We start from the raw sequence: 24,173 nt of genomic DNA, 5'->3' as shown, positions 1-24,173 counted from the left end.
AGGCGGCCGACAATTCCTGTCAGCCGCCTCATTTTATTTACTTTTTCTCCAGCACAGCAAAGTAATTTTCTTCATCGTCTGCGAAGTTAAAGACGCGGCCTGAAGGCATCGTGACAATGTCTCCAACCTTCACATTTTTATTAACCAGGTCGTTTCGCAATTCCTCGATATTTTCCGAAAAGAGCAGGAGCGAAGGAGTGCCAAGATTCATTCCAGGCGACATTTTCGCGACGAATTCCTTATTGTGCAGAACGATGCTTGTTTCAGCGCCTTGTGCGGGAGCAATTTCAATCCATCTCATTTCACCGTTCTTCTCGTCTGAAACAACACGGAACCCTAGTTTTTCGGTCCAAAAGTTCACTGCTTGATCCTGATTATTGACATACAACATGATTTGACCGACTTTGCTAATCATCATAGACATTTTCCACTCCCTAAATAGTAGTTTAAACCCGACGCTCCTAATCCTTTCCATCCCGCCAGTATCTGATACCCGACGTCAACGGACTTTTCTAGCTTGTCTTCATCATAGCATGAATAATCAGACAGGATTTCTTTTCGATTGCGCATTTGAAAAAATGAATTGCATTTCGTAAAAGAGGAGCATATACTCACAATTAAAAGTGAGTAATCACTCGCTAAAACGAAAAGGTCATCGCCATCCTGATTCTATGGCTTGTTTTTTACCATAAAAAGAAAGTGATTACTCACTCCATTAGATGGGTAGGGGGAAGCGTTTATGAAACCAGTTGTTCGCTCAATTTGTATCGGGGGACTGTTACTGGCATTGTCGGGCTGCAATTGGACATCCGAAAATCATCCGTCACTATCCGGGACAATCGAGGCCATCGAGCTGCCGATCGTAGCTGAAGTAGGCGGATTGGTTACAAACGTTACGGCAGAAGAGGGAAGTGCAGTAATAAAAGGACAAGTGCTGGCGCAAATCGATAAACGAAGCTACGAAATAACTGTGGCAGAAGCACAGGCAGTATTGGACCAAGCAACAGCCAGACTAGAAGAGGCGAGAGCTGGTTCACGCGATACGACGATTCAAAGAAGCATGGCCAACGTCCAGCAGGCAAATGCGAATATCCAGCTGGCACAAGCGAGAAAAAATCAGGCGGAAGCAGGAAAAGCACGTGCTACTGAGCAGATGACGCAGGCAGAATCGCAATGGCAAGGGGCGCAGCAGACCCTTTTGTATCAACAAAAAAGACTTGAGGAAGCAACAACGCTCTTCGAAAAAGGAGCGATCTCTGCCAAAGACCTCGACACGCAAAAGGAAGCAGTGAACCAAGCAAAAACGCAGGCAGATCAATGGGCGGCACAAGTAGCGCAAGCACAGGCACAGTACCGTTCTGCGCAAGAAGACATCGTTGCTGCTGCGGCCCAAATCGGTACAGCACAAGCCGCGCAAGCTGGAGCGCAGGCGGATCTCGATCAGGTGAAGGAAGGAAGTACCGATTACGCGATTCGAGCACTGCTCGCCACCCAGCAGCAGGCGAGGGCGAAACTGGATCAAGCCTTATTGCAATTGGAGAAGGCCCAGATTACCGCAACAGACGATGGTACTCTCTTGCGCTCCTCTATCGAACAGGGGGAAGTAGCCAAAACAGGCGCTACCTTGTTTACGATGATGAAGCCAGATCAGCTCGAGCTTGTCGTGTACATCCCGGAAGCACAATTGAATCGGGTGAAAAAAGGGCAAGAGGTCGGCATCGAGGTGGATGCCTACCCTGAAGAAACGTTTACAGGAACGATCAGTCGCATCTCGGAAAAGGCAGAGTTCACGCCGAAAAATGTACAGACGCCAGATGAACGCACCAAGCTTGTCTTTGCTGTTACGATATATATCACAGATGGACTCGACAAAATCAAACCAGGTATGCCTGCCGATGTGCTGCTGGCAGACGAGGAGGGAGGTCAATGAACGCCGCTATCCAATGCGAGCAGTTGACGAAGCGTTTCGGAGATCGAGTAGCCGTGAATAGCTTGACGCTGAAGGTTCCGAGAGGTTCGATTTACGGTTTTTTGGGTCCGAATGGCTCAGGGAAATCGACCACAATCCGGATGCTTTGCGGTTTGTTGACCCCGACGACGGGAAAGGGCACGGTACTTGGCTTCGATGTCATGACACAGAGTGAGGAAATCAAGCAACGGATCGGATATATGTCGCAAAAGTTCAGCTTGTATGAAGATTTGACGGTGGAAGAGAATCTCGATTTTTATGCCGGTGTTTATCAATTAGGTGCAGCAGAACGCAAGCAGCGGAAAGCGGAACTGATTGAGATGGCAGGCCTGACAGGCAGGGAAAAGCAGCTTGCGGGTTCGCTGTCAGGCGGGTGGAAGCAACGCCTGGCGCTCTCCTGCGCTCTTTTACACAAGCCGGAGCTTTTGATTTTGGACGAACCGACAGCAGGAGTCGATCCAGTTTCCCGCCGGATTTTTTGGGATGTCATTCATGAGCTGGCGAGACAGGGGATCACGGTGCTGGTGACTACACACTACATGGATGAGGCGCAGACATGCGATTGGATCGGCTTTATCTTTTTCGGCAATCTGCTGGCGGAAGGCACTCCCCAAGAGTTGATTGATCGGATGGGAGTAGGCAATCTGGAGGATGTCTTCATCGATCTGGTTAGGCAGGAGGAAGCCAGACAGGCGGCGGAGGAGGGAGTCCGATGAGGCATTTTGTCTGGGAGCGTTACTGGTCTGTAGTGAAAAAGGAAGTCATTCAAATCAAGCGGGATCGTCCCAGTCTGGCGATTGCACTGGTCATGCCGCTGATGCTGTTGTTTTTGTTCGGATATGCGGTCAATACAGACGTGAATGACATTCAGATGGCAGTCTGGAATCAAAGCCCTTCTGCTGCCAGCCGCGAGCTGGTTGATCAGTTCGTCCATACGCGTGTATTCGAGGTGGCAGCCCATGTAAGTGGTTACGAGGAGATCGAAGCCATGCTGGACGATGGCTCGGTAAATGTAGCACTGATTATCGGTCCTGACTACACTCGCAAACGTGATCGCAACGAGCCGGTAGACGTGCAAATGCTCATTAATGGCTCCGACCCGAATATCGCCCGGACGGCTACCTCTCAAGCCCAGTTGATCGTTCAGCATCAAGCGATCACGTTGCAGGAAAAGAAGCTGCAAAAACAGGGCTTGGGAGAGCTGGAACAGCCACTCGGCTTGGATACACGCGTACTGTTTAACCCCAATATGGAGAGTATTGTCTTCAATATTCCCGGCTTGATCGGCTTGATTATGCAAAACGTCACGATGATTTTGACGGCATTCTCCCTCGTACGTGAAAAGGAGCGGGGAACGATGGAGCAGTTAATCGTGACTCCTATACGCCCATTGGAGCTGATGCTCGGCAAAATTACTCCATATGTAGGCGTAGGTCTCTTCTCGTTTTGTCTGGTGCTATTGGTTGGAACGTATTGGTTCGGGGTCCCGGTCAAAGGCAGCATTTCGCTTCTGGTGACGTTGTCTGTCTTATTCTTGGTGACGACGCTTCTCTTGGGCATTTTCATTTCTACGGTGGCAAAGACCCAGCTTCAAGCGATGCAAATGGCATTTGCCTTTATCCTGCCCAGTGTGCTTCTCTCCGGCTTTATGTTCCCGCGCGATTCGATGCCGCTCGTGATACAATGGTTAGGCGGGCTCGTCCCGTTGACCTATTTTCTGGAAATCTTGCGGGGAATTTTCTTAAAGGGCGTGGACATCGATGCGCTCTGGAAGGATGTCGTCGGAATGAGCAGCTTCTGTCTCTTGATCCTGACCGTCGCTATTCTGCGATTCCGCAAGAAGATCGAATAAGAGGAGCGTAATGGGTGATGAACAAGCCGCCAACATTTGTAGAAGGCCTGTTGCAATATGTAGAAGAGTTGAAAGACGAGAGTGAGATGACAGAGAAGCAGCGCAATATTTTGCGTGCATCAGTGAAGCTGTTCGCTGAAAAAGGCTTTCATGCCAGCTCAACCTCTGAAATTGCCAAGGAAGCAGGAGTGGCAGAGGGAACGATTTTTCGCCACTACAAATCGAAAAAAGATATTTTGCTTGCCGTCGTAGCACCTGTATTGGTCAAGTTCGCGGCCCCGTTTATCTTGAAAGATGTACGTGAGATCTTCAAAGAGCAGAATAAAAAAACGTTCGCACAAATCGTGACCGAGCTGTACCGAAACCGGATCGATCTAGTGCTGGCGAATGAAAAGCATATTCGCATTTTGCTGCAAGAAGCCTTTTTTCATGACGAAATCAGGGAAGCACTGATCGCGACCGTTTTCACCGGTGTGAAGGAAATGGCAAATAAGCTGATTGAGGCAAAGGTAGACGTGGGCGAATTGCGTCCGCTCCCGACACAGGCTGTCTTTCGGGCGATCCTATCCTCGATGATCGGTCTCGTTCTGTTCCGGCAAGTCTTGGATACTGATGAATTTACGCAGTTCAGTGACGATGAGCAAATCGCCCTGACCGTAGATATTTTGCTAAACGGGATTGGAAATCACTCTATCTAAAAATTTTTATCGATAAGTGAACATTTTTCTCTCTTTTGGGTATAGAAATCCTTTCTGGGAATGGTATAATTGCAAACAACTTTTTGCTGTTTTTTTATGGAGGAGAGTAAACCATGCAATTGTTATCAGAGAGAGAATGGCTCGCGTACCGAGAGAAAAACAAAGATCGTGCGCGCATGCTGATTTCTTGCCCGGACCGCGCGGGAATCGTCGCTGCCGTATCAAACTTCTTGTTCCAACAGGGAGCAAACATCGTTCAGTCTGACCAGTACACGACCGATCCGGAAACAGGCCGGTTTTTCATGCGCATTGAATTCGATCTCATCAATCTGGATGAGCGTTGCGAAGAGATTAAGGAAGCATTCAGCCCTGTAGCCGAGAGCTTTGGCATGGAATGGTCGCTAGTCGAAGCGAACAAGCGAAAAAAGGTCGCGCTGTTTGTTTCCAAAGAAGATCACTGTCTCTTGGAGCTCTTGTGGCGCTGGAAATCCGGGGAGCTGTTCGCGGATATCGCGGTTGTCGTCAGCAACCATCCTGACATGCAGGAGACCGTAGAGTCGTTTGGCATTCCGTATCGCTGCATCCCTGTTACGAAGGATAACAAGCCACAGGCAGAAGAAGCACAGCTGGCAGCAGCAGAGGGCGTCGATCTGATTGTTCTGGCTCGCTACATGCAGATTTTGTCCCCGCGCTTTTTGGACGATTACGCGATGCGGATCATCAATATCCACCATTCTTTCCTCCCAGCCTTTGTCGGAGCAAAGCCTTACGAGCAGGCGTATCGTCGCGGCGTGAAGCTGATCGGAGCGACTGCGCATTACGTCACGGAAGAGCTGGACGCAGGGCCGATTATCGAGCAAGACGTTCAACGCGTATCGCACCAGGAAGATGTCGAGGCATTGAAGCAGCTGGGACGACAGGTAGAGCGTACGGTGCTTGCACGTGCGGTTCGCTGGCATCTGGAGGATCGGGTGCTGGTATCCGGCAACAAGACGATTGTGTTTCCATAAGCATTGCGTATAAAAAGAGGCTATTCCTTTGAGGAAAAGCCTCTTTTTTCCAATGAACGAAGGCTTTATTAGCCGTGAATACAAAGAGAGGTCTCATTTCTTATTTTCAAGTGAGTTTCTCATGCTTTACCAACTCAAGAAACTGAGCCACAACAGGCCGCTGATCTGTCTCACCGTCACGCGTACAGACATACAAGGGCCGCTTGATCTCCACCCCAGGCACGGTTACTCGACCGACCTCCCCACGCTCTACCATTTCCCTAACAGCCAGCGCAGGAGCCAACATCGTCCCATATCCCGCGCGAACGGAGTGGATAGACTCGACCAGACCGTGATACTGCATACCGACCTGCGGACGTTTCACACCATGCTCGCGACAGAGGGTAAACAGCCAATCGCGGGTAGAGCTGCCTTGCTCCCGCAACAAAAATGGTTCCTCCACGAGCTGCTCCATACTGATCTTTTTTCCAGCAAGCGGATGATCAGCAGGCAAAATAAACCAATAGGGAACATCCATCAAATGATGTCGATTGATAGGCAGCTCATCCCACGATTCCTTGATGATGACGGCCACATCGACCTCACAGCTCAAAAGCAGTTCAATGGATTGCATAGAATTACGTGTGCGAATTTCCACATCGACCCCTTCATAATCGCGTTTGTACTGAGCCAGCCACTGCGGTACGAGATAATGAGAGGGGAGAAAGGTAGAAGCAATGCGGAGCTTTCCTTTCTTCCCTTGCTTCATCTCTGTCAGCTGTGTTTCAATTTCGCGCTCCCAGTCGTAAATGCGACGTGCTTTTTCATAAAGAAAACGTCCCTCATAGGTGAGAGAAATACCGCGCCCATCCGGGATGAGCAAGGTGATTCCCAACTCGTTTTCCAGCTTGCGGATTTGGGCACTGACGGCAGGCTGACTGATCGAGAGGGCGATTGCTGCTTCGGTGACACTGCCTCGTGACGCTACTTCTACGAAAATGCGGAGTGCATGTAAGTTCATCCTGTACCTCGATTCATAACTTTTGTTTATGAGTTGTAGATAAAGATGTATTAGAAATGATGAGTGATTGCGCGTAAGGTATAGCTCAGAAAGACTGAAAACGAGTAGAGAGAAGGATCAGGAGATGAGAGAAGTCAGTGGAAAAACACAAGTCGTGGCAGTCGCACTGGTGACAGCATTATGCATGATAGGGGATTCGATGCTGTATGTGGTGCTTCCTCTTTTCTGGGAGGAGGCAGGATTAACATCGCTGTGGGAAGTGGGGGTATTGCTTGCAGTGAACCGCTTCATCCGTGTACCACTCGGCCCCCTTGTTGGAAAATGGTATGAACGCTCGGGAGGACGCGCGGGTTTGATTGTGGCAGTTGGGCTGGCTTTTCTGACGACACTTTCGTACAGCTTGGAAGGCTTTTGGCTATGGCTAGTGATGCGATGCTTGTGGGGAGTGGCTTGGACATTTTTAAGGCTAGGTGCGTATTCCTTGATCGTGAGCGTTTCCGAAGGGCATAATCGCGGGCAGCTCATGGGCTTGTACAACGGACTGTATCGATTGGGCAGTCTTGGCGGCATGCTGGTCGGAGCGCTGCTGGCCTCTTGGTACGGGCTGTCTGTTGCTTCTATCGCACTTGCGGTGCCCTCCTTGTTTGCGTGGATTCTTGTTTTTCGCTATATACATCCTTCCTTTACTAGTCAGCATCCAAAAGACGTGAAGCCGAAGCATACAGGCAAACGCTTGTGGAGTCAGGCGCAGGTGCTGATGACGATGACGACGGCATTACTCGTCACGATGGTGTACCAGGGGATGTTTACCTCCACACTAAGCAGAGTAATCGAAGTGCGTGAACCGCTTATCATGATTGGCGGGGTCGTGCTGGGGGCAGCAGTGATTGCCAGTGTGATTCAAGGAATTCGCTGGGGGTGGGAGCCGTGGGCTGCCCCATTGGTAGGCAAATTGTCGGACAGGCATGGCAGGACGAATCTATTCATCGTGACGCTGCTGGTCGCTTCCGTTCTGTTTGCCGCGTTGCAGGCAACGTCTTCACTTGTTTTATGGTTTGCGCTTTTATTCGGCATCCAGTTGACCGCGACGATTATCACGACCGTGCTGGATACCCTTGCGGCAGATGAAGCTGCGAGACAGCCTAACAGTCAAGTGGTAATGACGCAATATTCAGTCATAAGTGATCTGGGCGCGGCGTTAGGGCCGCTCCTTGCTTTCTGGCTGGATGAACACGTAGGTCTGGGTCCGATGTACTTCGGAATTGCGATGATCTTGCTTCTGGTGGGACTTGTATGGTTGGGGCGACCGAAGCTGATCAAGTTGGAAAACGCTTCTTGATGGTTGTCATGACGTGAGCAATGGCTGCTTCCTTGTCCGGACCGTGCAGCAGCATATGGTTCGAATGCTCATACCAGGTGATTTGCGGGGAGGCAGATTCGTCTACGCTGGTTGCGAGTATTTGTGCACTCACAGCGTGAACTGTATCGTCCCGCCTTGCTTGCAGCAAGATGTAAGGCGTCGTAATTTGAGCCAAAAGCGGCTTCGTTTCTGCCAGCAGTCTGCGAAATTGCAGCATGCTGGTAAAAGGGATTCTGCCGATGCCATGTATGTAGCGTTTGGAGTGGGTTGGGAAATCCTCACGCAAATAATGCATCGCCTCTTTGACATCCCAATATTTATAAGGGGTGTTGATGGTAAACAGCAGGGCGACGGGGTATTTTGTCGTCAAGTGAAAGGCGAGCAGTCCGCCCATGGAAAATCCGATGACCACGATTGTGTCAGCGCGCATGGACAGTCGCTTGTAGCCTTCTTCTGCCGAGCGGAGCCAGTCGTGGCGGGTGCTTTTTGCCATGTGACGACGAGTAGTCCCATGTCCCTCCAAAGTAGGGCATTCCACCTGATAGCCAGCCTCGCGGAGCTTTTTGGCGAGTGGGAGTATGTCGTTGATGTCTCCGGCAAATCCATGGATGAGTAAGCAACCGACTGTTCCTGACATGGAATCTCTTCCTCTCAGATACTGGGAAATTTGATGGATCATCCATATTATATACGAAAAGGTGAGAAGGAGGCGACCGCGCAAGTGTGCCCAAGACTAACAGATAAAGGAAAGAAAAAGCGACTTCACGCAGCTGCGATGAAGTCGGCTATTCACTAATGGGGTTCTGTACTTGAAAAATAGGTTACAGCCCAATTGTTTTCAGTTCGGAAGAGATAAGTAGCGTAGGTTGCGTGCAGGCTTGGATATCTTCCGCTGTATAGCCTTCTGCTACTTCGACGAGAACAAGCCCGTCTTGTGTCACGTCCATGACAGCTCTGTCCGTAATGATACGGTTGACAACCTTCTTGCCGGTCAGTGGCAGCGCACATTCATTCAAAATTTTTGTCTCACCATGCTTGTTGACATGATCCATGATGACGACGATTTTTTTCGCGCCGTGAACGAGATCCATGGCACCACCCATGCCCTTGACCATTTTACCAGGTATCATCCAGTTTGCGAGATCACCCGCAGCAGAAACCTCCATCGCCCCCAAAATCGCGAGGTCGATATGGCCGCCGCGAATCATCGCAAACGATTCAGCACTGGAGAAGTAGGCCGCACCCGGAATAGCGGTAACGGTTTCCTTACCGGCATTGATCAGATCTGGATCGATGTCTTCTTCAGTCGGGTAAGGGCCAATTCCGAGCAAGCCGTTTTCCGATTGCAGAACGACCGTTTTACCTTCTGGGATGTAGTTGGCGACGAGCGTGGGCATTCCTATACCCAAGTTTACGTAAAAGCCATCTTCTATTTCCCCGGCGGCACGAGTGGCGATTTGCTCACGTGTAAGCGACATCTTTTGTTTCCTCCCTTGAATGTAATCAGGTTCTTTGTTTTGCTGCTTACGAGCGGACTGTGCGTCGTTCAATGCGTTTTTCGAACGAAGGTGCCTGTATCACACGCTGCACATAGACACTTGGTGTGTGAATATGCTCAGGGTCCAGTTCACCCGTCTCTACGATTTCTTCTACTTCGACGATGGTGATTTTTCCGGCTGCGGCCATCATCGGATTGAAGTTTTGTGCTGTTTTGCGGAAGACGAGATTGCCCATCTTGTCAGCTTTCCACGCTTTGATGAGTGTGAAATCACCTGTGATGCCATACTCAAGCAGGTACTCTTTTCCTGCGAAATCGCGCGTTTCCCGTCCTTGGGCGATAGGGGTGCCGACTCCAGCTGGGGTATAGAATGCCGGAATGCCAGCTCCGCCTGCGCGAATTCTCTCTGCAAGCGTCCCTTGTGGTGTCAACTCGACTTCGAGCTCACCAGACAAAAATTGACGTTCGAATTCCTTATTTTCTCCCACATAAGAGGAGACCATTTTTTTGATTTGCTTTTCGCGTAAAAGGAGACCGAGTCCCCAATCATCTACACCGCAATTATTTGAGACGACTGTCAAGTTTTTCACTGCTTTGTCTCGCAGGGCGATAATCAGATTTTCCGGAATTCCTACCAGTCCGAAGCCGCCCACTAATAAAGTGGCACCATCGTGAATATCAGCCACGATGTCCGTGTAAGAAGTGTAAATTTTAGCCATGACGATCACTCCCACCATGAAAAAATAAAGGATTTTTGTAAGCGCTAACAATGGGGGCGATGCAGTTGCCCCGTCTCCTTGCCCTTCTATCATACTAGATGCGAGTTACAAACAAGTGACGAGACATTTGGATTATAAAAAATAATGTAAAATGACAGAAAAGTAGTATAACTATACCATGTTTTTCTGTAAAATATATTTTGTCAATAATCGTCGTTTCTTTGTCAGTATAGGAAGATTCAGGGGGAAATGTGGGGTTGCAGGAATGAAAAATACGAAAAAATGGATAAGTCTCACGGTTGTGGTCCTGCTACTCGTAGGGTGCGAAAAGCTGAATGAGGGTGTTGAGGGTCTGAAACGAACGAAAGAAGATACGGTCATCAAGGTGAAAACCGTGAGTGCGTATACGGTGGAGCAAGGCCAGGATGAGCGATTGATGGAAGTCGCAGGTGTAGTAGCACCGCGTCAGGAGCTGGCTTTATCGTTTGGCGCCTCGGGCAAAATCTCAGGCATTCTCGTTGAAAAAGGAGCCACTGTCAAGGCGGGGCAGACGTTGGCGACATTAGATGGAACGGCCCTGCAACAAGGAATTCACGCAGCACAAGGACAGGTAGCCAGTGCTGCGATCAAGCGGGAAAAGGCTTCCAAGGGACCAGAGAGTCATGAGGTGCAGACTCAGAAGCTGCAGGTAGAAAAAGCGAGAGAACAGACACAAAAAGCTCGCGACGAGCTCAGCAAAGCGGAGATTTTGTATGCGAATGGGGCCATCTCGAAAGATGAAAAAGACAAGCTGTCCTCCGCACTGCGACAGGCCGAGCTTGGTCTGGAAGAAGAACAAGTTGCGTACAACAACCTGTTGAAGGGCGCCGATCCACTGGATATCGAAGAAGCGAATGCAGGTGTCCAGCAGGCCAATGTTCAATTGAGCCGCGCGAAGCAGGAAGCGGCTGATGCGGTGATCAAAGCTCCGTTTACAGGTGTGGTTGCAGCGATCTCCAAGACAGCATCGGAGCAAGCTGGACCTGGGACAGAGGTTATTCGGATGGTCGATACGAGTTCCTGGCTTATCAAATTGCAGGTAGAAAGGGAGCAAATCGCCCATTGGCAGGCAGGTAAAGTGGTAAAGGTGAAAGCTCCCGACGGCAGTGAAGCAGAAGGAAAAGTGACGTTTGTCTCACCTGTTATGGATACTAGCTTGGGGTCTTATCCAGTCGAGGTGACCATAGACGGCAAGAATGTAGCGTGGAAGGGTGGCATGACCATCACTTGTCAGTACCCGCTGCCAGCGTCAAATGTTGCGCTCGTACCAGTTAGCAGCATTGGTGTCTCAGATGAGGAATATTACGTCATGAAAATCAATGAAAATTCAGTGGAAAAGACGTTTGTCAAAGTGGGGGCCTTGCAAGGAACCTTCTATGAGGTAGTGGAAGGTCTCGTGCCTGGTGACCAGATTGTTGCTGCAGGCTTGTCGTATGTAGTGGATGGTGAGGCGGTGAAGGTGGCGGATGAATAACAAGACATTTTTAGCGATTGTCCCCTCCTTTGCCCGCATCCTGGCGGTCATGTGCTGTCTACTTGCGGTAGGAGCTTGGTTCAGGCTTGATATCAAGACGTTCCCTGATCGGTCTGTGCCTGAATATACAATCAGTCTCTTGACACCCAAACTCTCCTCTGCGGAAGTAGATGAATCGGTCGCGAGAAAAGTGGAGGAATCGGTACGTTCATTAGGCAGTGTGCTTACGATTGCTTCCGAATCTCGGACGGGGTCTGCGGTTATTACGGTAAAAACATCGGAACAAATCGGTTCGGATTACAAGGAACGTTTGGAAAAGAAGCTGGGAGAAATCACGAAGCAGCTGCCAGTGCAGGAGTGGAGCGTCAGCCAAAGCAATCTGGCAAATAGCAAAATCGGCTTTTACCTGCTGTACGGTACGGACTTGCAGACCTTGTCTGATATTGCCCAGAATACCGTCTACGACAAATTGATCAATCTGCCAGGAATCGCTCGCATCGAAATGGACAAGCAAGCCTTGAAGGAGCAGGTAGATATTATTTTCCGACCATCGATGCTACTCGCCTACGGGCTTACACCTGCTGATGTTCTGTCACAACTGCCGACAGATGTGGTTGGGGAAGAGGTAGGTTCTGTTGGCGCTGATAAGGATCGAACCATTATTCAATGGACGAGTAAATCGGAAGGGCTGCAAGATCTGGGCAAGCAATTGATCTCCTCCGATAAAGGATACGTGCCATTAAATACGTTGGCGGATATTCGTGATCGACGCGGGAGCAAAGGCGAACAAATCGGGATGTATCGGGGCTCGCCTGCATTAGGAATCACTGTGTATGCAGCAGATGTTGGGCAATTACCTGTAATTAGCAAGCAAGTAAATGAAGCGGTTGCCGAGTTGAATCAGGCTTCAGGCGGAAAATACCGCCTCGATTTGTTTAGTGACGATGCGCAGACAATCACTGCTGCATTAAGACAGCTTGGGGCACTTGCTGTTCTAACCGCTGTCATCTGTTCTCTCTTTTTGTACCTGACCCGAAAACAATTGGCAGGGGCTGTACTTGCGTTTTTGGCAAACGTTCTTGCGGTCGGCAGTGTCCTTGGGGGTATGTGGCTTTGGGGAATCCCATTGACGCTCTCCACGCTTGGACCGCTCCTATTGTTTTCGCTATTGTTCACAGGAGCAGGCTCTGCGTTGTTTCATCAATTTTCTCGCCTGCCCTCGTTCTCGTTCGTTCGTTGCTTGCAAGTTGCCTGGAGTTTGATGAAGCCGATTTTGCTTACGGTTGTCGTAGTGGCAGCCTGTTGGACAGGTGTCGTCTTCACTGATTTCCTCAAGGCAGAAGACAAGGTTGTCTTGTACGATGCTTGGCCTGTTCTCCTGCTGGGGACATTTGCTCTTATTCTTGTCTATGGATTTATCACACCGGTACTGACAGGAACGTGGCTGGAGGCTTCCGAACGAGTCGAGAAGAATACACCACGAGCCTCGAATAAAGTGACAAGCTATTTTCAAGGTCGCTGGGAGCGATTGGTGGAACAAGGGTATTTGCCTTATGGAATCACACTGGTTGCCTCGCTTGCCTTTGTCTTTTTGCTCAAGTCGTTTATTTTAGTAGATCCGTACGCCAAGCTTGATTATGGGGACAAGTCGCTTTCTTTGCCAATGGTACAGGGGAGCAGCATCGATGAGGCCATGCGAGCAGCACAAATAGCCGAGGAGCGTTTGCTCGCCATCGCCGAAGTCCGAGATGTCTATACGATTGCCTCCGAAGAAAAACTAAGCTTTCACGTAAAGCTCGTGGACAAATACGGTTGGACGCAATCAGTCTCGGAGCTAGAAAAAGTGCTGGACAAAGAACTGCGAGATATTCCTCAGACAGATCCGTTTGCTCTGGTCATTAATAAAGATAAGGCAACTCGTCTCGTATTAACGATCATGGGGCCATCCTTGCAAACGACGCAGAACATTGCCAATGAAGTACTGGCATTCATGGAAAAACAGAGAGTGAAGGATAAAGATGGGCGAGACCTTGTAACAGATGAAAGAATCGGTCCGGGTGCAGAGGGGACCTTTATCGAAATTCGCCCGAAACAAGAGATGCTGGCACGCTACCGGATTACGCAAGAGGAGATCAAGAGACAACTAGAGAGCTATTTAGGAGAAAAAACTGCTGGCAGTGTCTATTGGAATGAGCGTCAAGTACCTATCCATGTCCGATTTCCTGACAGGTGGATGGACTATCCGGATCAGGTGAAAAATATTTTGATTCGAACATCACAAGGCACGGTGCGCTTGTCTGAGCTGGTAGATTGGTCCATCGGCAGCGAACCGCCCATTTATCAACGGGAAGACGGGCTGTATGTCTTCAAGGTAAGCAGTGCGGTATCAGACCCAAGTCGAATTGAGCTGTGGTCTTACATCATTCCTTCTTCCATGCAAGAAAAGGTGACGATACCGGAGGGCTACACGGTATATAACGACGATGAGCTGGAGAAATTGGAGGAGAAAAAGCTCAACATGGTTGACTTGAGCAGCCGGTTCCTGACGATCGGCAGTCTGGTTGCCCTCGTACTTATCGTGAGCTTGCTTTTGCAACGCAGAACACGCGATGGATTATTTGCCCTCGTTCTCTTGCCAGTCTTGTCTGGAGGCTTCTCGCTGGGATTGCTGTGGTTGGATCGACCCATGAACGTTATGGGCTTTTACGGAATGATTGCTGCCATTGCGGTCATCGTTTTGCAGGCTCTTCTTGCAATGGATGAGCTGTACAAGGCCCAAGCTGAGCAGGAGCGAGCTTGGGACGGTATCAAGCTAGGGGCCAAACGCACCATGCTCAATCAAGCGGGGATATACTTTGCGATCGCGTTAGCCAGCCTTCCTTTGGCTAGGGGCTTGGGTGCTGGGAATGATTCGTTTGCATCCTTTGCCAGCGTACTATTGTTTGGCATTTTAATGGGGGCTTTTGCCACAATGGCACTTCTTCCTGGCATGCAATATGCAGCCATGCAAAGACAGGCTGCCCATTCTGAGATGTCCTTGCCGATCCTCACCCGTCATTTGCGGATTTGGTGGGAAAACGGCCAAGTACGTCGCCGCGATTTCAAAGAAAGAAAACGGGAGCAAGCCCGCTCACAAAAAACAGTGCAAGCCAAAGCCACGAATCACGATTCTAGGGAGTATGTGCCTGCACAAGAGGACTTCCTGCCTCTTACTTCTTCTACACAAGACGTCAACCGCTAAATAGGTTGGCGTTTTTCTTTTTCAATCGTTCACGTAGCTGTAACCGACTAACTACATATGCGTCATGGTAAGATAGGAAAGAGAATCGAAAGCAGGGGGTAGCAAACACGTGCGTCGATATCGAAAAGTATGGGATTACTTGCTTTTGACAGTCATTCTGCTTGGGTTGTTCATTTCTTCTTCACAGCCTTACGCCAAGCAAGACATGCGAGGGACGATAGACAAGCTAGTGGATGAACAGAGCTTACAGGACCGTCTAGGCGACATAACCATTCCTTATGCAGGTAGGGAAGTGAGCTTGGAAGAAAAAGGAGCGGCTGGTTTTATTGAGTTCTTTATCCGGAAAGGAACACACTTTGCTGTTTTTGCCCTTTTGGCTTTTAGCTGGTACCGCGTGTTTTCGCAACATCTCTCGTTTGGGCAAGCGCTGCCCTGGAGCGGTTTTCTCAGTGTGATGACGGCTGTATTGGATGAATGGCACCAGACGTTTACACCGGATCGAACCGGAATGGTGCAAGATGTTTTGCTCGATGCATCTGGATCTGTCACGATGTTGTTGATAATTGCTCTCAATTACCTGTATTCACGAAGAGCATATCGTTATAAAATGTAGGAAGCCTATCCATCCTATGAGGAGAGAAGGCTGTGATTGAATGATTGGAGAGTGGATTAGATCGTGTTAGAAAAAAAGAATGTCCTTGTACTGAATTGCGGAAGTTCTTCTGTGAAGTACAAGCTGTATGAAATGCCTTCCAAAACATTGATTGCGCATGATTATTTGGAGCAAATCCAGCGTGATCAATATGAAGATACTATTCGGGGAGTGTTTGAATCCCTCAAACAATATTCGATAGATATCGTTTCCCATCGTGTTGTCCACGGCGGGGAAGCATTCAAGCAGTCCGTTATTGTCAATGACCAAGTAAAAGACGAAATTCGTAATCTGTCCCGTTTCGCCCCGCTTCATAACCCCATTAACCTGACCGGGATTGAAGTTGCTCAAAGTCTGTTTCCAGATTTGATTCACGTAGCTGTTTTCGATACAGCGTTCCACCAAACAATGCCACCATCTTCGTATTTGTACGCACTGCCTTATGAGTACTACGAGCAATACGGAATTCGCAAATACGGTTTCCATGGAACGTCTCACCGCTATGTAATGGGACGTGCAGCAGAAATGATGGGTCGCCCGAAAGAGCAGCTCCGTCTGATCAGCTGCCATATTGGGAGCGGGGTAAGTATTACTGCGATCCGAAATGGTGAATCGTTTGACACGTCGATGGGAATGACGCCGTTAGCTGGTCTGTCCATGGGTACACGCAGCGGAAACATTGATCCAGGTATCATCCCGTATATCGAGGAAATTGAAAAGACCGACACGGCGGGCGCTATTAAGATTTTGAATAACAATAGCGGACTGATGGGCGTATCAGGTGTATCCAATGATTTGCGTGACGTTATGAAAAAAGCAGAAGAGGGACATCATCGCAGTAAGCTTGCACTGGAATTGTTTACCACGATTTTGCATAAGCATGTGGGACTGTACCTCGCGCGACTGAACGGAGTCGACGGCATTATCTTTACAGCTGGTGTTGGAGAAAACAGTTCTGCCGTGCGCGAACTGGTTTGCTCTGGTCTGGAATATGCTGGCGTCAACCTTGATCGTGAGGTAAATCGCACAAGCAAAGGCGAGGCATTTATTAGCACGAAGTACTCTCCAGTTAAGGTAATGGTAATCCCGACAAATGAAGAACTCGTTATGGCGATGGATGCTTTCGAACTAGGCCATAAATAGTTTGGAGTAAGCGCCTAGAAAGAATAGGCTTTTCAGTATTGGAATTTCTCTGCTATACTAAGAGAATGAGGCTTCTGGTTTGAGGTTCTCACCATTTTTCTGAAAAAATAAAAGGAGTGCAAACTGGATGGCAGTACAAGTGGGAAGCATCATCGAAGGAAAAGTGACAGCGATTAAACCGTTTGGGATGTTCGTAGCAGTCAGCGAAACCGAGCAGGGGCTGGTCCACATTTCCCAAGTAGCAAACGGTTTTGTTAAGGATATCAATGATCACTTTACCGTGGGGGCACAAGTAAAGGTAAAAGTACTCTCCATTGATGATGCAGGTAAAATCTCGCTTTCGGTTCGCGCAGCACTCCCAGCGCCTGAGCGTCCGGAACGTGAAGAACGCCGTGGTGGTGGATATCGTGGAGGCGACCGCGGAGGGAATGCAAAACGAGAAAGCGGAGCTTCTTTCGAAGATAAGATGAAAAAATGGATGAAGCACAGCGAAGAGAACCTTGCGACAATCAACAAAAAGAACGCAAAACGCGGCTACTAAGCCTTGCGATAACGTGAAAAGGACGGGATAATTCCCGTCCTTTTTTGCGTCTAGTGTTCCAGTGGATTTCCTTCTTTTAGCCAGTATTCAAACCCGCCGAGCATTTCTTTTACTCGAAAGCCGAGAGCGGCCAGTTTCGCGCACGCCTTTGCAGCACCGTTGCAGTTGGGACCCCAGCAGTAGACGACCATGAGCTTGGTAGGGTCCAGAGCAGCCGTCGTTTCAGCCGAAATCAGCGCATGGGGGAGATTCAGGGCTCCGGGAACATGCCCATCCCGATACGCTTTTTCGCTGCGGGCATCCAGGAGGTAGAAGCCTTCTACACCGTTTTGCATGTCATTCCATACATCTGCGACATCTGTCTCAAGAGAAAGCTTGTCGAGAAAATGAGCGCGTGATACTTCAGGTGACGCGGCGGGTGTTTGCAAAACAAGGGACATATCAAATCCTCCTCGTTACGTGTGATGGTTATGTACCAAGCATAGCATTGAAGCAATTATCATAGTTATCTATACTATTTAATGAATGTCATTACTGATTTCTATGGGAGGAAGCGGGATGGAGCTAGTCTATTTACATACATTTCGCGAAGTAGCCCGGTATGGGAGCTTTACACGGGCAGCAGAAGAACTGGGCTATGCTCAGCCGACGGTAACCGCACAAATGCAAAAGCTGGAGCAGTCGTATGGAGCGCCGCTGTTTGAAAGATTCGGACGCAAGCTGCGACTGACGCAGGCAGGTGAAGCCTTGCTACCGTACGCTCGGGAATTGATTCGTCTGTATGGGGAATCTAAAGAAGTGATCAAGCAACAGACAACAGGTCCCATTGCCATTGGAACGATCGATACATTGGCGGCGTTCTTTCTGCCACCGTATTTGCAGGCTTTTTGTCAGCAATATCCTCAGGTCGATTTAGTATTGCGGACGGCTGGGGAAGCAGAAATTGTGCAACAGATCAGGGATGGTTATCTCGATTTTGGGATCATTTTCGACCGACCTTGTACAGACCCTGAGCTGATTACCCACGTCATTTGCGAGGAAGAATTGGTGATCATCATGCCACCAGGACATCGATTCGCAACAGCAACTGCACTCACTGTTCATGATCTGTGCGGGGAGCCGCTTGTATTGACCGAAGAAGGCTGTACGTATCGGGGCATGCTACTGGAGGCCATTGGAGAGGCGGGGATGACGCAGCGAATCGCCTGCCAGTTCAGCAATCCGGAAGCGATCAAGCAATGCGTGCGCTGTGGTTTGGGGGTGGCTTTGCTGCCGCTCATGGCGGTCAAAAGAGAGCTCGCAGAAGGGGCGCTGACAGCCATCCCGTTCCAGTCGGATAAACCGCCTTTTACCATTCAGCTTATTTATCATAAAAAGAAATGGCTATCACCTTCGATGGTGACGCTTGTGGATACGATTACGAGATCACAGAGAGAGGAATCGTGAGCAGGATGCAGCTAGATATTTCACCATTTGTCACATGTACACCTGAGGAGACAGTCCATCCAGGAGTGCGGCTCTATACCGTCAGCTACTACAGTCAAGACTTGCTGGTAAAAGCTGCATTGGCTGTACCAGAAGCCTATTTTCAGGAGGGAGCAAGTCTGCCGGCTCTCCTGTATTGCCGAGGTGGGATTAAAGGAGTAGGACGCGTCAGACCCGAGAGAATCAGTCAGATGGCTGCATTTGGCTACGTGGTCCTGGCTCCTCATTACCGTGGCAACGAAGGCGGAGAGGGAAGGGATGAATTCGGAGGGGCAGACAGGCATGATGTGTTTGCCGCATTCGAATTGCTTCGCAGCCTGGAGAAGGTGGACAAGGGGCGAATCAGTGTTTACGGCTTTTCACGTGGCGGCGTCATGGCCTTGTTTGCTGCAATGGAGTGCAAGGGTGTGCTGTCTTGCGTCGTATGGAGTGGCGTCAGCGACATGTTTTTGACCTACGAGGAGCGGGTTGATTTGAGAAGGATGCTGCGCAGAATCATCGGTCACCCGCGCAAGCAGGAGGATGCCTACCGCGATCGAACGCCTTTGTATCGGATTGACGAGATTTCTTGCCCCGTGCTGATCATACATGGAACGGAAGATGAGAATGTGGGAGTGGAGCATGCTCATAAATTGGCAGATACGCTGACGCGGGCAGGCAAATCGCATGAAAAATGGCTGGCGCAAGGGGCCAGCCATCTGTTTGTCGGAGATGAGATCGAGATGTATACACGTAAAATGTTCGCTTGGTTGGATGCGCAAGCCTAATCTTCTTTGGGTATAAGCGGCAGCGAGATGATGATTTCCGTGCCTTTCCCCAGCTTACTGTTTACGTGCAGCTCCCCACCGTGGTTTTCGACCATTCGTCGCGAGATCGGCAGTCCCAATCCTGTCCCATCCTCTTTTAAGGAGAAGAACGGATCGAATATACGCACGAGATACTCTTGGGAAATGCCTTCTCCCGTGTCTCTGACATGAATATGGACAGCTTGATCGTCCAGGCGGCTTTCAATGGAGAGAACGCCGCCGTCTTTCATGGCTTCAATGCTGTTTTTCATTAAATTTAACAGGATTTGCTTTAATTGCTCGACATCGACGTGAATACGAACGCTTTGATCACAGCGATCTACGATTTCTATTCCATGCAGCATGGCCTCGGCTTTCATCAAGGGAAGAATCGAATGAACGACACCGGCTAGCGCAACCTCGCGATAATCGGGCTTGGACGGTTTGGACAGCATCAACAACTCTGTCACGATGCGGTTGACCCGTTCAATTTCCTGCAAGATTAAGGGCAAGTAATACAAGTCGCGCTCTTGATTCGATAAGCGTTGCTCCAATAGCTGGATAAAGCCGTAGATGACCGTTAGCGGATTGCGGATCTCATGAGCGGCTCCTGCTGCCAGCTGACCGACCATGGCCAGCTTCTCGGACTGATTCAAGTACTCTTGAATTTGCTCCTGCTCCGTAATGTCCAAGAAGGCGACCATCCACCCGGTTTCCTGATCGTGGTGATGATTGTGCAAAGGAATGTAGGAGACCAAGGCAATAAATGGTGTGTCGTCTTTTTTGTACAAGGTCATTTTGCGATTGACGAACCAGGGAGTCGGCTGATTGCATGTGGATGCATCAAAGGAATCCTTGGACACGGGGTAGCCGTGATCGTCGAGCTTGACCAAATGCTGTGCCAGCTGGTTTACATGAAGACCGACTGTCGCATAGGAACGGGTAATAATCCCAACAGGCAGAGAATTTAAGATTTGCTCCCGGATGTTTTTTTCTTCGGTCAAAATTTGCCGTTGCCTTTCATCTTGTGCGAATAGATTGGCGATGCTGCTCGACATTTTGTTGAATTCCTGCGCCAGCTCAAGGAATTCATCTTGATGGGTATAGACGATTTGCTGACCGAATGTTCCTTTCGATACTTCACGTGCTTGCTGCATCAGGGACTGGATCGGGCGCAACAGCTCATTGCGGAAGTAAAACGTACAGAACAGACCAAACAAAATAGAGGCTACGGAAACCGAATAAGTCAGGATCAACGAGACTTTGATGCTCTCATTCGAATTCTGAAACTCTTTGTTTGTCTGATACTCCAGCTGATTGAGTGAGAAAGAGAGATCCCGATCCAATCGATCGAGCAAGGGCTTTACTTCGTTGTCTAGTACATAGCTGACGGCTGGAACATTCCCTGCTTGCAGCAGCGGATTGATTTTGTTCAAAAAGATAAAGTCCAGTTTTGAGATGGATTCAATAATGGAAAACAATCCGCTGTTCGCCTCCGTTTTGGGAAGCGAGGAGAAGCGAGCCGTATCAATCAGATTCGTATAGTACTGATCCAGGTAAGACTCGTCTCGTGTCGAGGTATACATGTTTAGCGCATACGTCTTGGTGTATATCTGGTTTTTGACTTCTAGTAAGGCGCTCGTCTGCGGCAAGAGGTTTTGCGTCAAATACACTTCATCAGAGGTGACCTTGGTCATTTGATAGCTGAACAGGGTCGTCACGCAACCGATGAGAAGCATCATTACGAGATAGCTGAGCATGATTTTTTTCTGAAATCCGAGATTGCTGAAAAGGGGCATGCTGATTAACCTCCATACGAGCCACGGGAAGGAATGAGATTTTTCAGTTCCCGTTCTAAATCTTCACGTACATCTGTTGGTACCATGTGACCGAATTGACTGAGCTGGTTGACTCCTTCGGCAAGTCCGTACATAACCTTTCCATTAGGGAGCTCCCCCTGAATGAACTCTTCCATGATGATGCGGTAGCATTGACGAACATCCTGCATCATGGAGGCCAGCACGTATTCTGGAGCGATGTAGCGTTGATCGGCAATATATCCGATGGTGAATACTTTTGAGCGTTGCGCTTCCGTAATCACTTCGAGATTGAAGCTGTCGCCTGTGGTGTAGATGACATCCACACCCTGTGAAATCATGTCGCGAGTCGTGAGAACGGCTCCCTCAATATCATTGAAATCAGGAACTTTTCCCACGATCACAGACGTTTGGGGCGATGCCTTTTTCACTCCCTCGATAAAGCCTTCTACTTGAGTGAATTCTGTGGGCTTGTCCACCATGATGTATCCGACTTTATCCGATTTAGACATTTTCGCCGCAAGAATACCTACGAGCTTGCCGGCAGGCTTCATATCGTAACGAATAGTCGTCTGATTCGGATGCGGAGCCTCACCGTTAAAGGAAACAAAGTGTGATTTCGGATAGCGCTGTGCCACTTCTGTAAAAGGATCAGAGAAGATGAGGCCATGACCGAGTATGAGATCATAGTCATTGGCTGCATATTTCTCAGCCACCTTCGTGATTTGCTCCGGTTTTATATTGTTGGCGATTTCGAGTGAAAAGTTATATCTTTTTTGCAGTTCTGTCATGCTCTCCAGTGCACTGCTGTTCCAGCCCTGATCGTAAGTGGGGCCCTCCAATAACAGGGCGACACGCACTTTGTCAGAAGAATGGCTGCTTTTATTTATGACTTTATCGAGATGTTTCAGGCTGGTAACGAACTGACTGGTAATGAGCAGAAGCAGCCCGACTACTAAACCGGTAAATAAGACGGGAAATGGCAGCAGCTTTGGCATGCGGGATTCCTCCATAGAAAAAAGCATAATCCACTTGAAAATATAGATACATGTCATGCCTATTATATCGGTTCTCAGAAGGTTGTGCATGGAAAAAAGGGATACGGACAGGCTAATCGTATGGAGAACCTATCCTCCTGCCAATAGGGAACAGAAGGGAGGCGTACACGCGATGGAAAACGATATGGTGGAAATCCCCCAGATTCATATTCCTGATGAGGTAACACAGGTCGATCGACCGGAGATTGGAGAGACCACTCCACACCCGAAACCAGATAGCCCTCTAGCGTCGAGCGGGACAGCCGAATCCGACAGCGACAACAGTACGAAAGAGAGCAGCGAGCGAATCGGATTTATTTCATAATGCCGATCGGATTTTGCGCTATTCGACAAAAGAAGTCATTTTCTCTCGTGGACAAGGCTTGCGATTTCTGCAAAAGTAGGAAGTAGAATAGCAAGCGAGATGCGAGGGGATAAGACTGCATGGCCCGATTGCTGATAGTAGATGACGCAGCCTTCACGAGAAGGGTGCTCAAGGATATGTTAGGCGAGCAACATGAGGTTTGTGGAGAAGCGAGCAATGGCTTGGAGGCAATTGAAAAATACAAGGAGCTCAAGCCAGACATTGTTACGATGGATATTACTATGCCGCACATGCACGGGATTGAAGCCATGCGTCACATCTTGGATTTTGACCGAGATGCCAAAATTTTGATCTGCTCGGCAGTCGGGCACCGGCAGAAAGTGCTGGAAGCGATGAAAACAGGAGCGAGTGATTTCGTCGTGAAGCCTTTTCAAAAAGAGCAGATTCTCGATGCAATCGCACGACTTTTGTAAACAGGAAAAGGCAAAACAGCCGCCAAATCCCGGGTGGGGTGGCGGCTGTTTTTCTATAAGACGCGATTTACAAGCTGATTTCTGTTCCCATGCCGTTTGCTTTCGCCCGTTCATAGACCGTTTTGGCAACGGCTGTGTCCAAATAGGCAACACCCACGGATTTGTACAGCGTGATTTCTTCCTCGTTTTCTCGACCAGGCTTATTCCCAATCAAAATGTCTCCTAGCTCCGCATGCATTTGTTCGAAGCTCCATTCTCCGCGTTCAATCGGAATGAGCAGATCGCCTGCTTCGTGCTGGGCTCCCTCCAATGTATCAACCACGACTTTGCTGTTTTGTACGGTAGTCAAGTCGACCTCCTGCATATGGGGGAGAAAAGCACCGATGGCATTGATATGCGTTCCGGGACGCAAGTGTGTTCCATCAAACAACGGGCTGGTAGCCTTGGTGCTGCAAATCACGATTTCGGCATTCGCAACCGCTTCATTGGCATCATTCATGACCGCGATTTCGCCTTGCCACTCCGGGTAGAGGGAGAGTAGTGCTTGTTTCATTTCGGCCGCTTTCTCTCGCGTACGGTTATAGAGATAAATGTTTGTCAGCGGACGGACTTCCATGACGGCTTGAATCTGCCCGATGGATTGTGCCCCGCAGCCCAATACAGCGCAGCTTTTCGCATTTTCTTTTGCCAAGTATTTGGTTGCAACGCCACTGCTTGCACCTGTGCGCATAATCGTCAACAGGCTTGCGTCCATCATTGCCACATGCTGTCCCGTCTTCGCTTCAGTCAACACGATCACGCTTTGCAGTGCTTTGATATCGTGCTTGTGATTCTCGGGGAAAATGCTGATGATTTTTACTGCTACGTAATCGTCCGTTTCCAAATAGGACGGCATGTATAGGCTGGTTGCTCCGTATTTCGGATGGTCAATGGCGGTACGAACAGGAGTAGTGACGTTTCCCAGCATATGCTCACGGAAGACGTGCTCCACATCTTCCAAGCAATCTTTCATTGTGTAGATTTGTTCAATGTTTTCACGGCTTAATACGAGCATT

Annotated in this window: 24 protein-coding genes; 15 read left to right on the top strand and 9 right to left on the bottom strand. The window is 49.2% G+C overall.

From position 1 onward, the window contains the following. Positions 1-37: 37 nt before the first annotated feature. Positions 38-415: a VOC family protein gene (locus C7R93_RS13130; RefSeq protein WP_208637818.1), complete on the bottom strand. Its 378-nt coding sequence runs from the start codon at positions 413-415 to the stop codon at positions 38-40. A gap of 324 nt (positions 416-739) precedes the next feature. Between C7R93_RS13130 and C7R93_RS13125 the strand changes: the two genes are divergently transcribed. The 5 genes from C7R93_RS13125 to purU all read left to right on the top strand — a co-directional run bounded on the left by C7R93_RS13125 (position 740) and on the right by purU (position 5,529). After that, on the top strand, positions 740-1,930 hold the full coding sequence (locus C7R93_RS13125) for an HlyD family secretion protein (RefSeq protein ID WP_106839230.1): 1,191 nt from the start codon (positions 740-742) through the stop codon (positions 1,928-1,930). Further along, a complete protein-coding gene (locus tag C7R93_RS13120; protein WP_106839229.1) occupies positions 1,927-2,685 on the top strand; it encodes an ABC transporter ATP-binding protein in 759 nt (252 codons plus the stop codon). Before C7R93_RS13125 ends, C7R93_RS13120 begins: the two co-directional genes overlap by 4 nt. Continuing rightward, the gene (locus tag C7R93_RS13115) at positions 2,682-3,821 is read left to right on the top strand and encodes an ABC transporter permease (RefSeq protein ID WP_106839228.1); all 1,140 of its coding nucleotides are present in this window, start codon (positions 2,682-2,684) and stop codon (positions 3,819-3,821) included. Before C7R93_RS13120 ends, C7R93_RS13115 begins: the two co-directional genes overlap by 4 nt. A 17-nt stretch (positions 3,822-3,838) precedes the next feature. After that, on the top strand, positions 3,839-4,519 hold the full coding sequence (locus C7R93_RS13110; protein WP_106839227.1) for a TetR/AcrR family transcriptional regulator: 681 nt from the start codon (positions 3,839-3,841) through the stop codon (positions 4,517-4,519). 113 nt (positions 4,520-4,632) lie between these two features. Beyond that, positions 4,633-5,529, top strand: coding sequence for a formyltetrahydrofolate deformylase (gene purU, locus C7R93_RS13105; protein WP_106839226.1), 897 nt, complete (start codon positions 4,633-4,635; stop codon positions 5,527-5,529). A 106-nt stretch (positions 5,530-5,635) separates the two neighbouring features. On the opposite strand, the gene C7R93_RS13100 is transcribed toward purU, so the two are convergent. Then, positions 5,636-6,529, bottom strand: a complete 894-nt coding sequence (locus C7R93_RS13100; protein WP_106839225.1) for a LysR family transcriptional regulator — start codon at positions 6,527-6,529, stop codon at positions 5,636-5,638. A 124-nt stretch (positions 6,530-6,653) separates the two neighbouring features. Here C7R93_RS13100 and C7R93_RS13095 point away from each other — a divergent pair, with 124 nt between their 5' ends. Next, on the top strand, positions 6,654-7,868 hold the full coding sequence (locus tag C7R93_RS13095; protein ID WP_106839224.1) for an MFS transporter: 1,215 nt from the start codon (positions 6,654-6,656) through the stop codon (positions 7,866-7,868). On the opposite strand, the gene C7R93_RS13090 is transcribed toward C7R93_RS13095, so the two are convergent. From C7R93_RS13090 to C7R93_RS13080, 3 genes are all read right to left on the bottom strand, one after another. Continuing rightward, a complete protein-coding gene (locus tag C7R93_RS13090) occupies positions 7,846-8,610 on the bottom strand; it encodes an alpha/beta hydrolase (protein WP_106839223.1) in 765 nt (254 codons plus the stop codon). The genes C7R93_RS13095 and C7R93_RS13090 overlap by 23 nt on opposite strands. Positions 8,611-8,710: 100 nt before the next feature. After that, a complete protein-coding gene (locus C7R93_RS13085; RefSeq protein ID WP_106839222.1) occupies positions 8,711-9,367 on the bottom strand; it encodes a CoA transferase subunit B in 657 nt (218 codons plus the stop codon). A gap of 46 nt (positions 9,368-9,413) precedes the next feature. After that, positions 9,414-10,106 carry a CoA transferase subunit A gene (locus C7R93_RS13080; RefSeq protein ID WP_106839243.1) on the bottom strand — a complete coding sequence of 231 codons (693 nt, stop codon included), beginning with the start codon at positions 10,104-10,106 and terminating at the stop codon, positions 9,414-9,416. Positions 10,107-10,371: 265 nt separating this feature from the next. Between C7R93_RS13080 and C7R93_RS13075 the strand changes: the two genes are divergently transcribed. The 5 genes from C7R93_RS13075 to C7R93_RS13055 all read left to right on the top strand — a co-directional run bounded on the left by C7R93_RS13075 (position 10,372) and on the right by C7R93_RS13055 (position 17,196). Further along, positions 10,372-11,619, top strand: coding sequence for an efflux RND transporter periplasmic adaptor subunit (locus C7R93_RS13075; protein WP_106839221.1), 1,248 nt, complete (start codon positions 10,372-10,374; stop codon positions 11,617-11,619). Next, on the top strand, positions 11,612-14,860 hold the full coding sequence (locus C7R93_RS13070; RefSeq protein WP_106839220.1) for an efflux RND transporter permease subunit: 3,249 nt from the start codon (positions 11,612-11,614) through the stop codon (positions 14,858-14,860). Before C7R93_RS13075 ends, C7R93_RS13070 begins: the two co-directional genes overlap by 8 nt. A 109-nt stretch (positions 14,861-14,969) precedes the next feature. Next, complete coding sequence (locus C7R93_RS13065; RefSeq protein ID WP_106839219.1) at positions 14,970-15,473, top strand: VanZ family protein; 504 nt, start codon at positions 14,970-14,972, stop codon at positions 15,471-15,473. Between the two features lie 63 nt (positions 15,474-15,536). Continuing rightward, positions 15,537-16,655 (top strand): acetate/propionate family kinase, encoded by a 1,119-nt coding sequence (locus tag C7R93_RS13060; protein ID WP_106839218.1) that lies wholly within the window; start codon positions 15,537-15,539, stop codon positions 16,653-16,655. Between the two features lie 127 nt (positions 16,656-16,782). Continuing rightward, positions 16,783-17,196 carry a S1 RNA-binding domain-containing protein gene (locus C7R93_RS13055; RefSeq protein WP_007718541.1) on the top strand — a complete coding sequence of 138 codons (414 nt, stop codon included), beginning with the start codon at positions 16,783-16,785 and terminating at the stop codon, positions 17,194-17,196. A 50-nt stretch (positions 17,197-17,246) separates the two neighbouring features. Here C7R93_RS13055 and C7R93_RS13050 read toward each other — a convergent pair whose 3' ends face one another. Next, on the bottom strand, positions 17,247-17,636 hold the full coding sequence (locus C7R93_RS13050) for a rhodanese-like domain-containing protein (RefSeq protein WP_106839217.1): 390 nt from the start codon (positions 17,634-17,636) through the stop codon (positions 17,247-17,249). A 118-nt stretch (positions 17,637-17,754) separates the two neighbouring features. Here C7R93_RS13050 and C7R93_RS13045 point away from each other — a divergent pair, with 118 nt between their 5' ends. Together C7R93_RS13045 and C7R93_RS13040 are read left to right on the top strand one after the other, a co-directional pair. After that, the gene (locus C7R93_RS13045; RefSeq protein WP_106839216.1) at positions 17,755-18,642 is read left to right on the top strand and encodes a LysR family transcriptional regulator; all 888 of its coding nucleotides are present in this window, start codon (positions 17,755-17,757) and stop codon (positions 18,640-18,642) included. Positions 18,643-18,647: 5 nt separating this feature from the next. Beyond that, complete coding sequence (locus tag C7R93_RS13040; RefSeq protein ID WP_106839215.1) at positions 18,648-19,448, top strand: alpha/beta hydrolase family protein; 801 nt, start codon at positions 18,648-18,650, stop codon at positions 19,446-19,448. On the opposite strand, the gene C7R93_RS13035 is transcribed toward C7R93_RS13040, so the two are convergent. Further along, the gene (locus C7R93_RS13035; protein WP_106839214.1) at positions 19,445-21,265 is read right to left on the bottom strand and encodes an ATP-binding protein; all 1,821 of its coding nucleotides are present in this window, start codon (positions 21,263-21,265) and stop codon (positions 19,445-19,447) included. The genes C7R93_RS13040 and C7R93_RS13035 overlap by 4 nt on opposite strands. 5 nt (positions 21,266-21,270) lie before the next feature. Further along, positions 21,271-22,281: a BMP family ABC transporter substrate-binding protein gene (locus C7R93_RS13030; RefSeq protein WP_106839213.1), complete on the bottom strand. Its 1,011-nt coding sequence runs from the start codon at positions 22,279-22,281 to the stop codon at positions 21,271-21,273. A 172-nt stretch (positions 22,282-22,453) separates the two neighbouring features. Between C7R93_RS13030 and C7R93_RS13025 the strand changes: the two genes are divergently transcribed. Then, a complete protein-coding gene (locus tag C7R93_RS13025) occupies positions 22,454-22,645 on the top strand; it encodes a hypothetical protein (RefSeq protein ID WP_106839242.1) in 192 nt (63 codons plus the stop codon). 119 nt (positions 22,646-22,764) lie between these two features. Continuing rightward, a complete protein-coding gene (locus C7R93_RS13020) occupies positions 22,765-23,118 on the top strand; it encodes a response regulator (RefSeq protein WP_106839212.1) in 354 nt (117 codons plus the stop codon). Positions 23,119-23,185: 67 nt separating this feature from the next. On the opposite strand, the gene C7R93_RS13015 is transcribed toward C7R93_RS13020, so the two are convergent. After that, positions 23,186-24,172, bottom strand: a complete 987-nt coding sequence (locus C7R93_RS13015; protein ID WP_106839211.1) for an ornithine cyclodeaminase family protein — start codon at positions 24,170-24,172, stop codon at positions 23,186-23,188. Position 24,173: the final 1 nt, after the last annotated feature.

Origin of the sequence: Brevibacillus fortis (assembly GCF_003013395.1) — a bacterium.
GTDB classification, from domain to species: Bacteria; Bacillota; Bacilli; order Brevibacillales; family Brevibacillaceae; genus Brevibacillus; species Brevibacillus fortis.
Note: the sequence above shows the minus strand (reverse complement) of the source record. Positions and strands in the feature narration are given on the sequence as shown.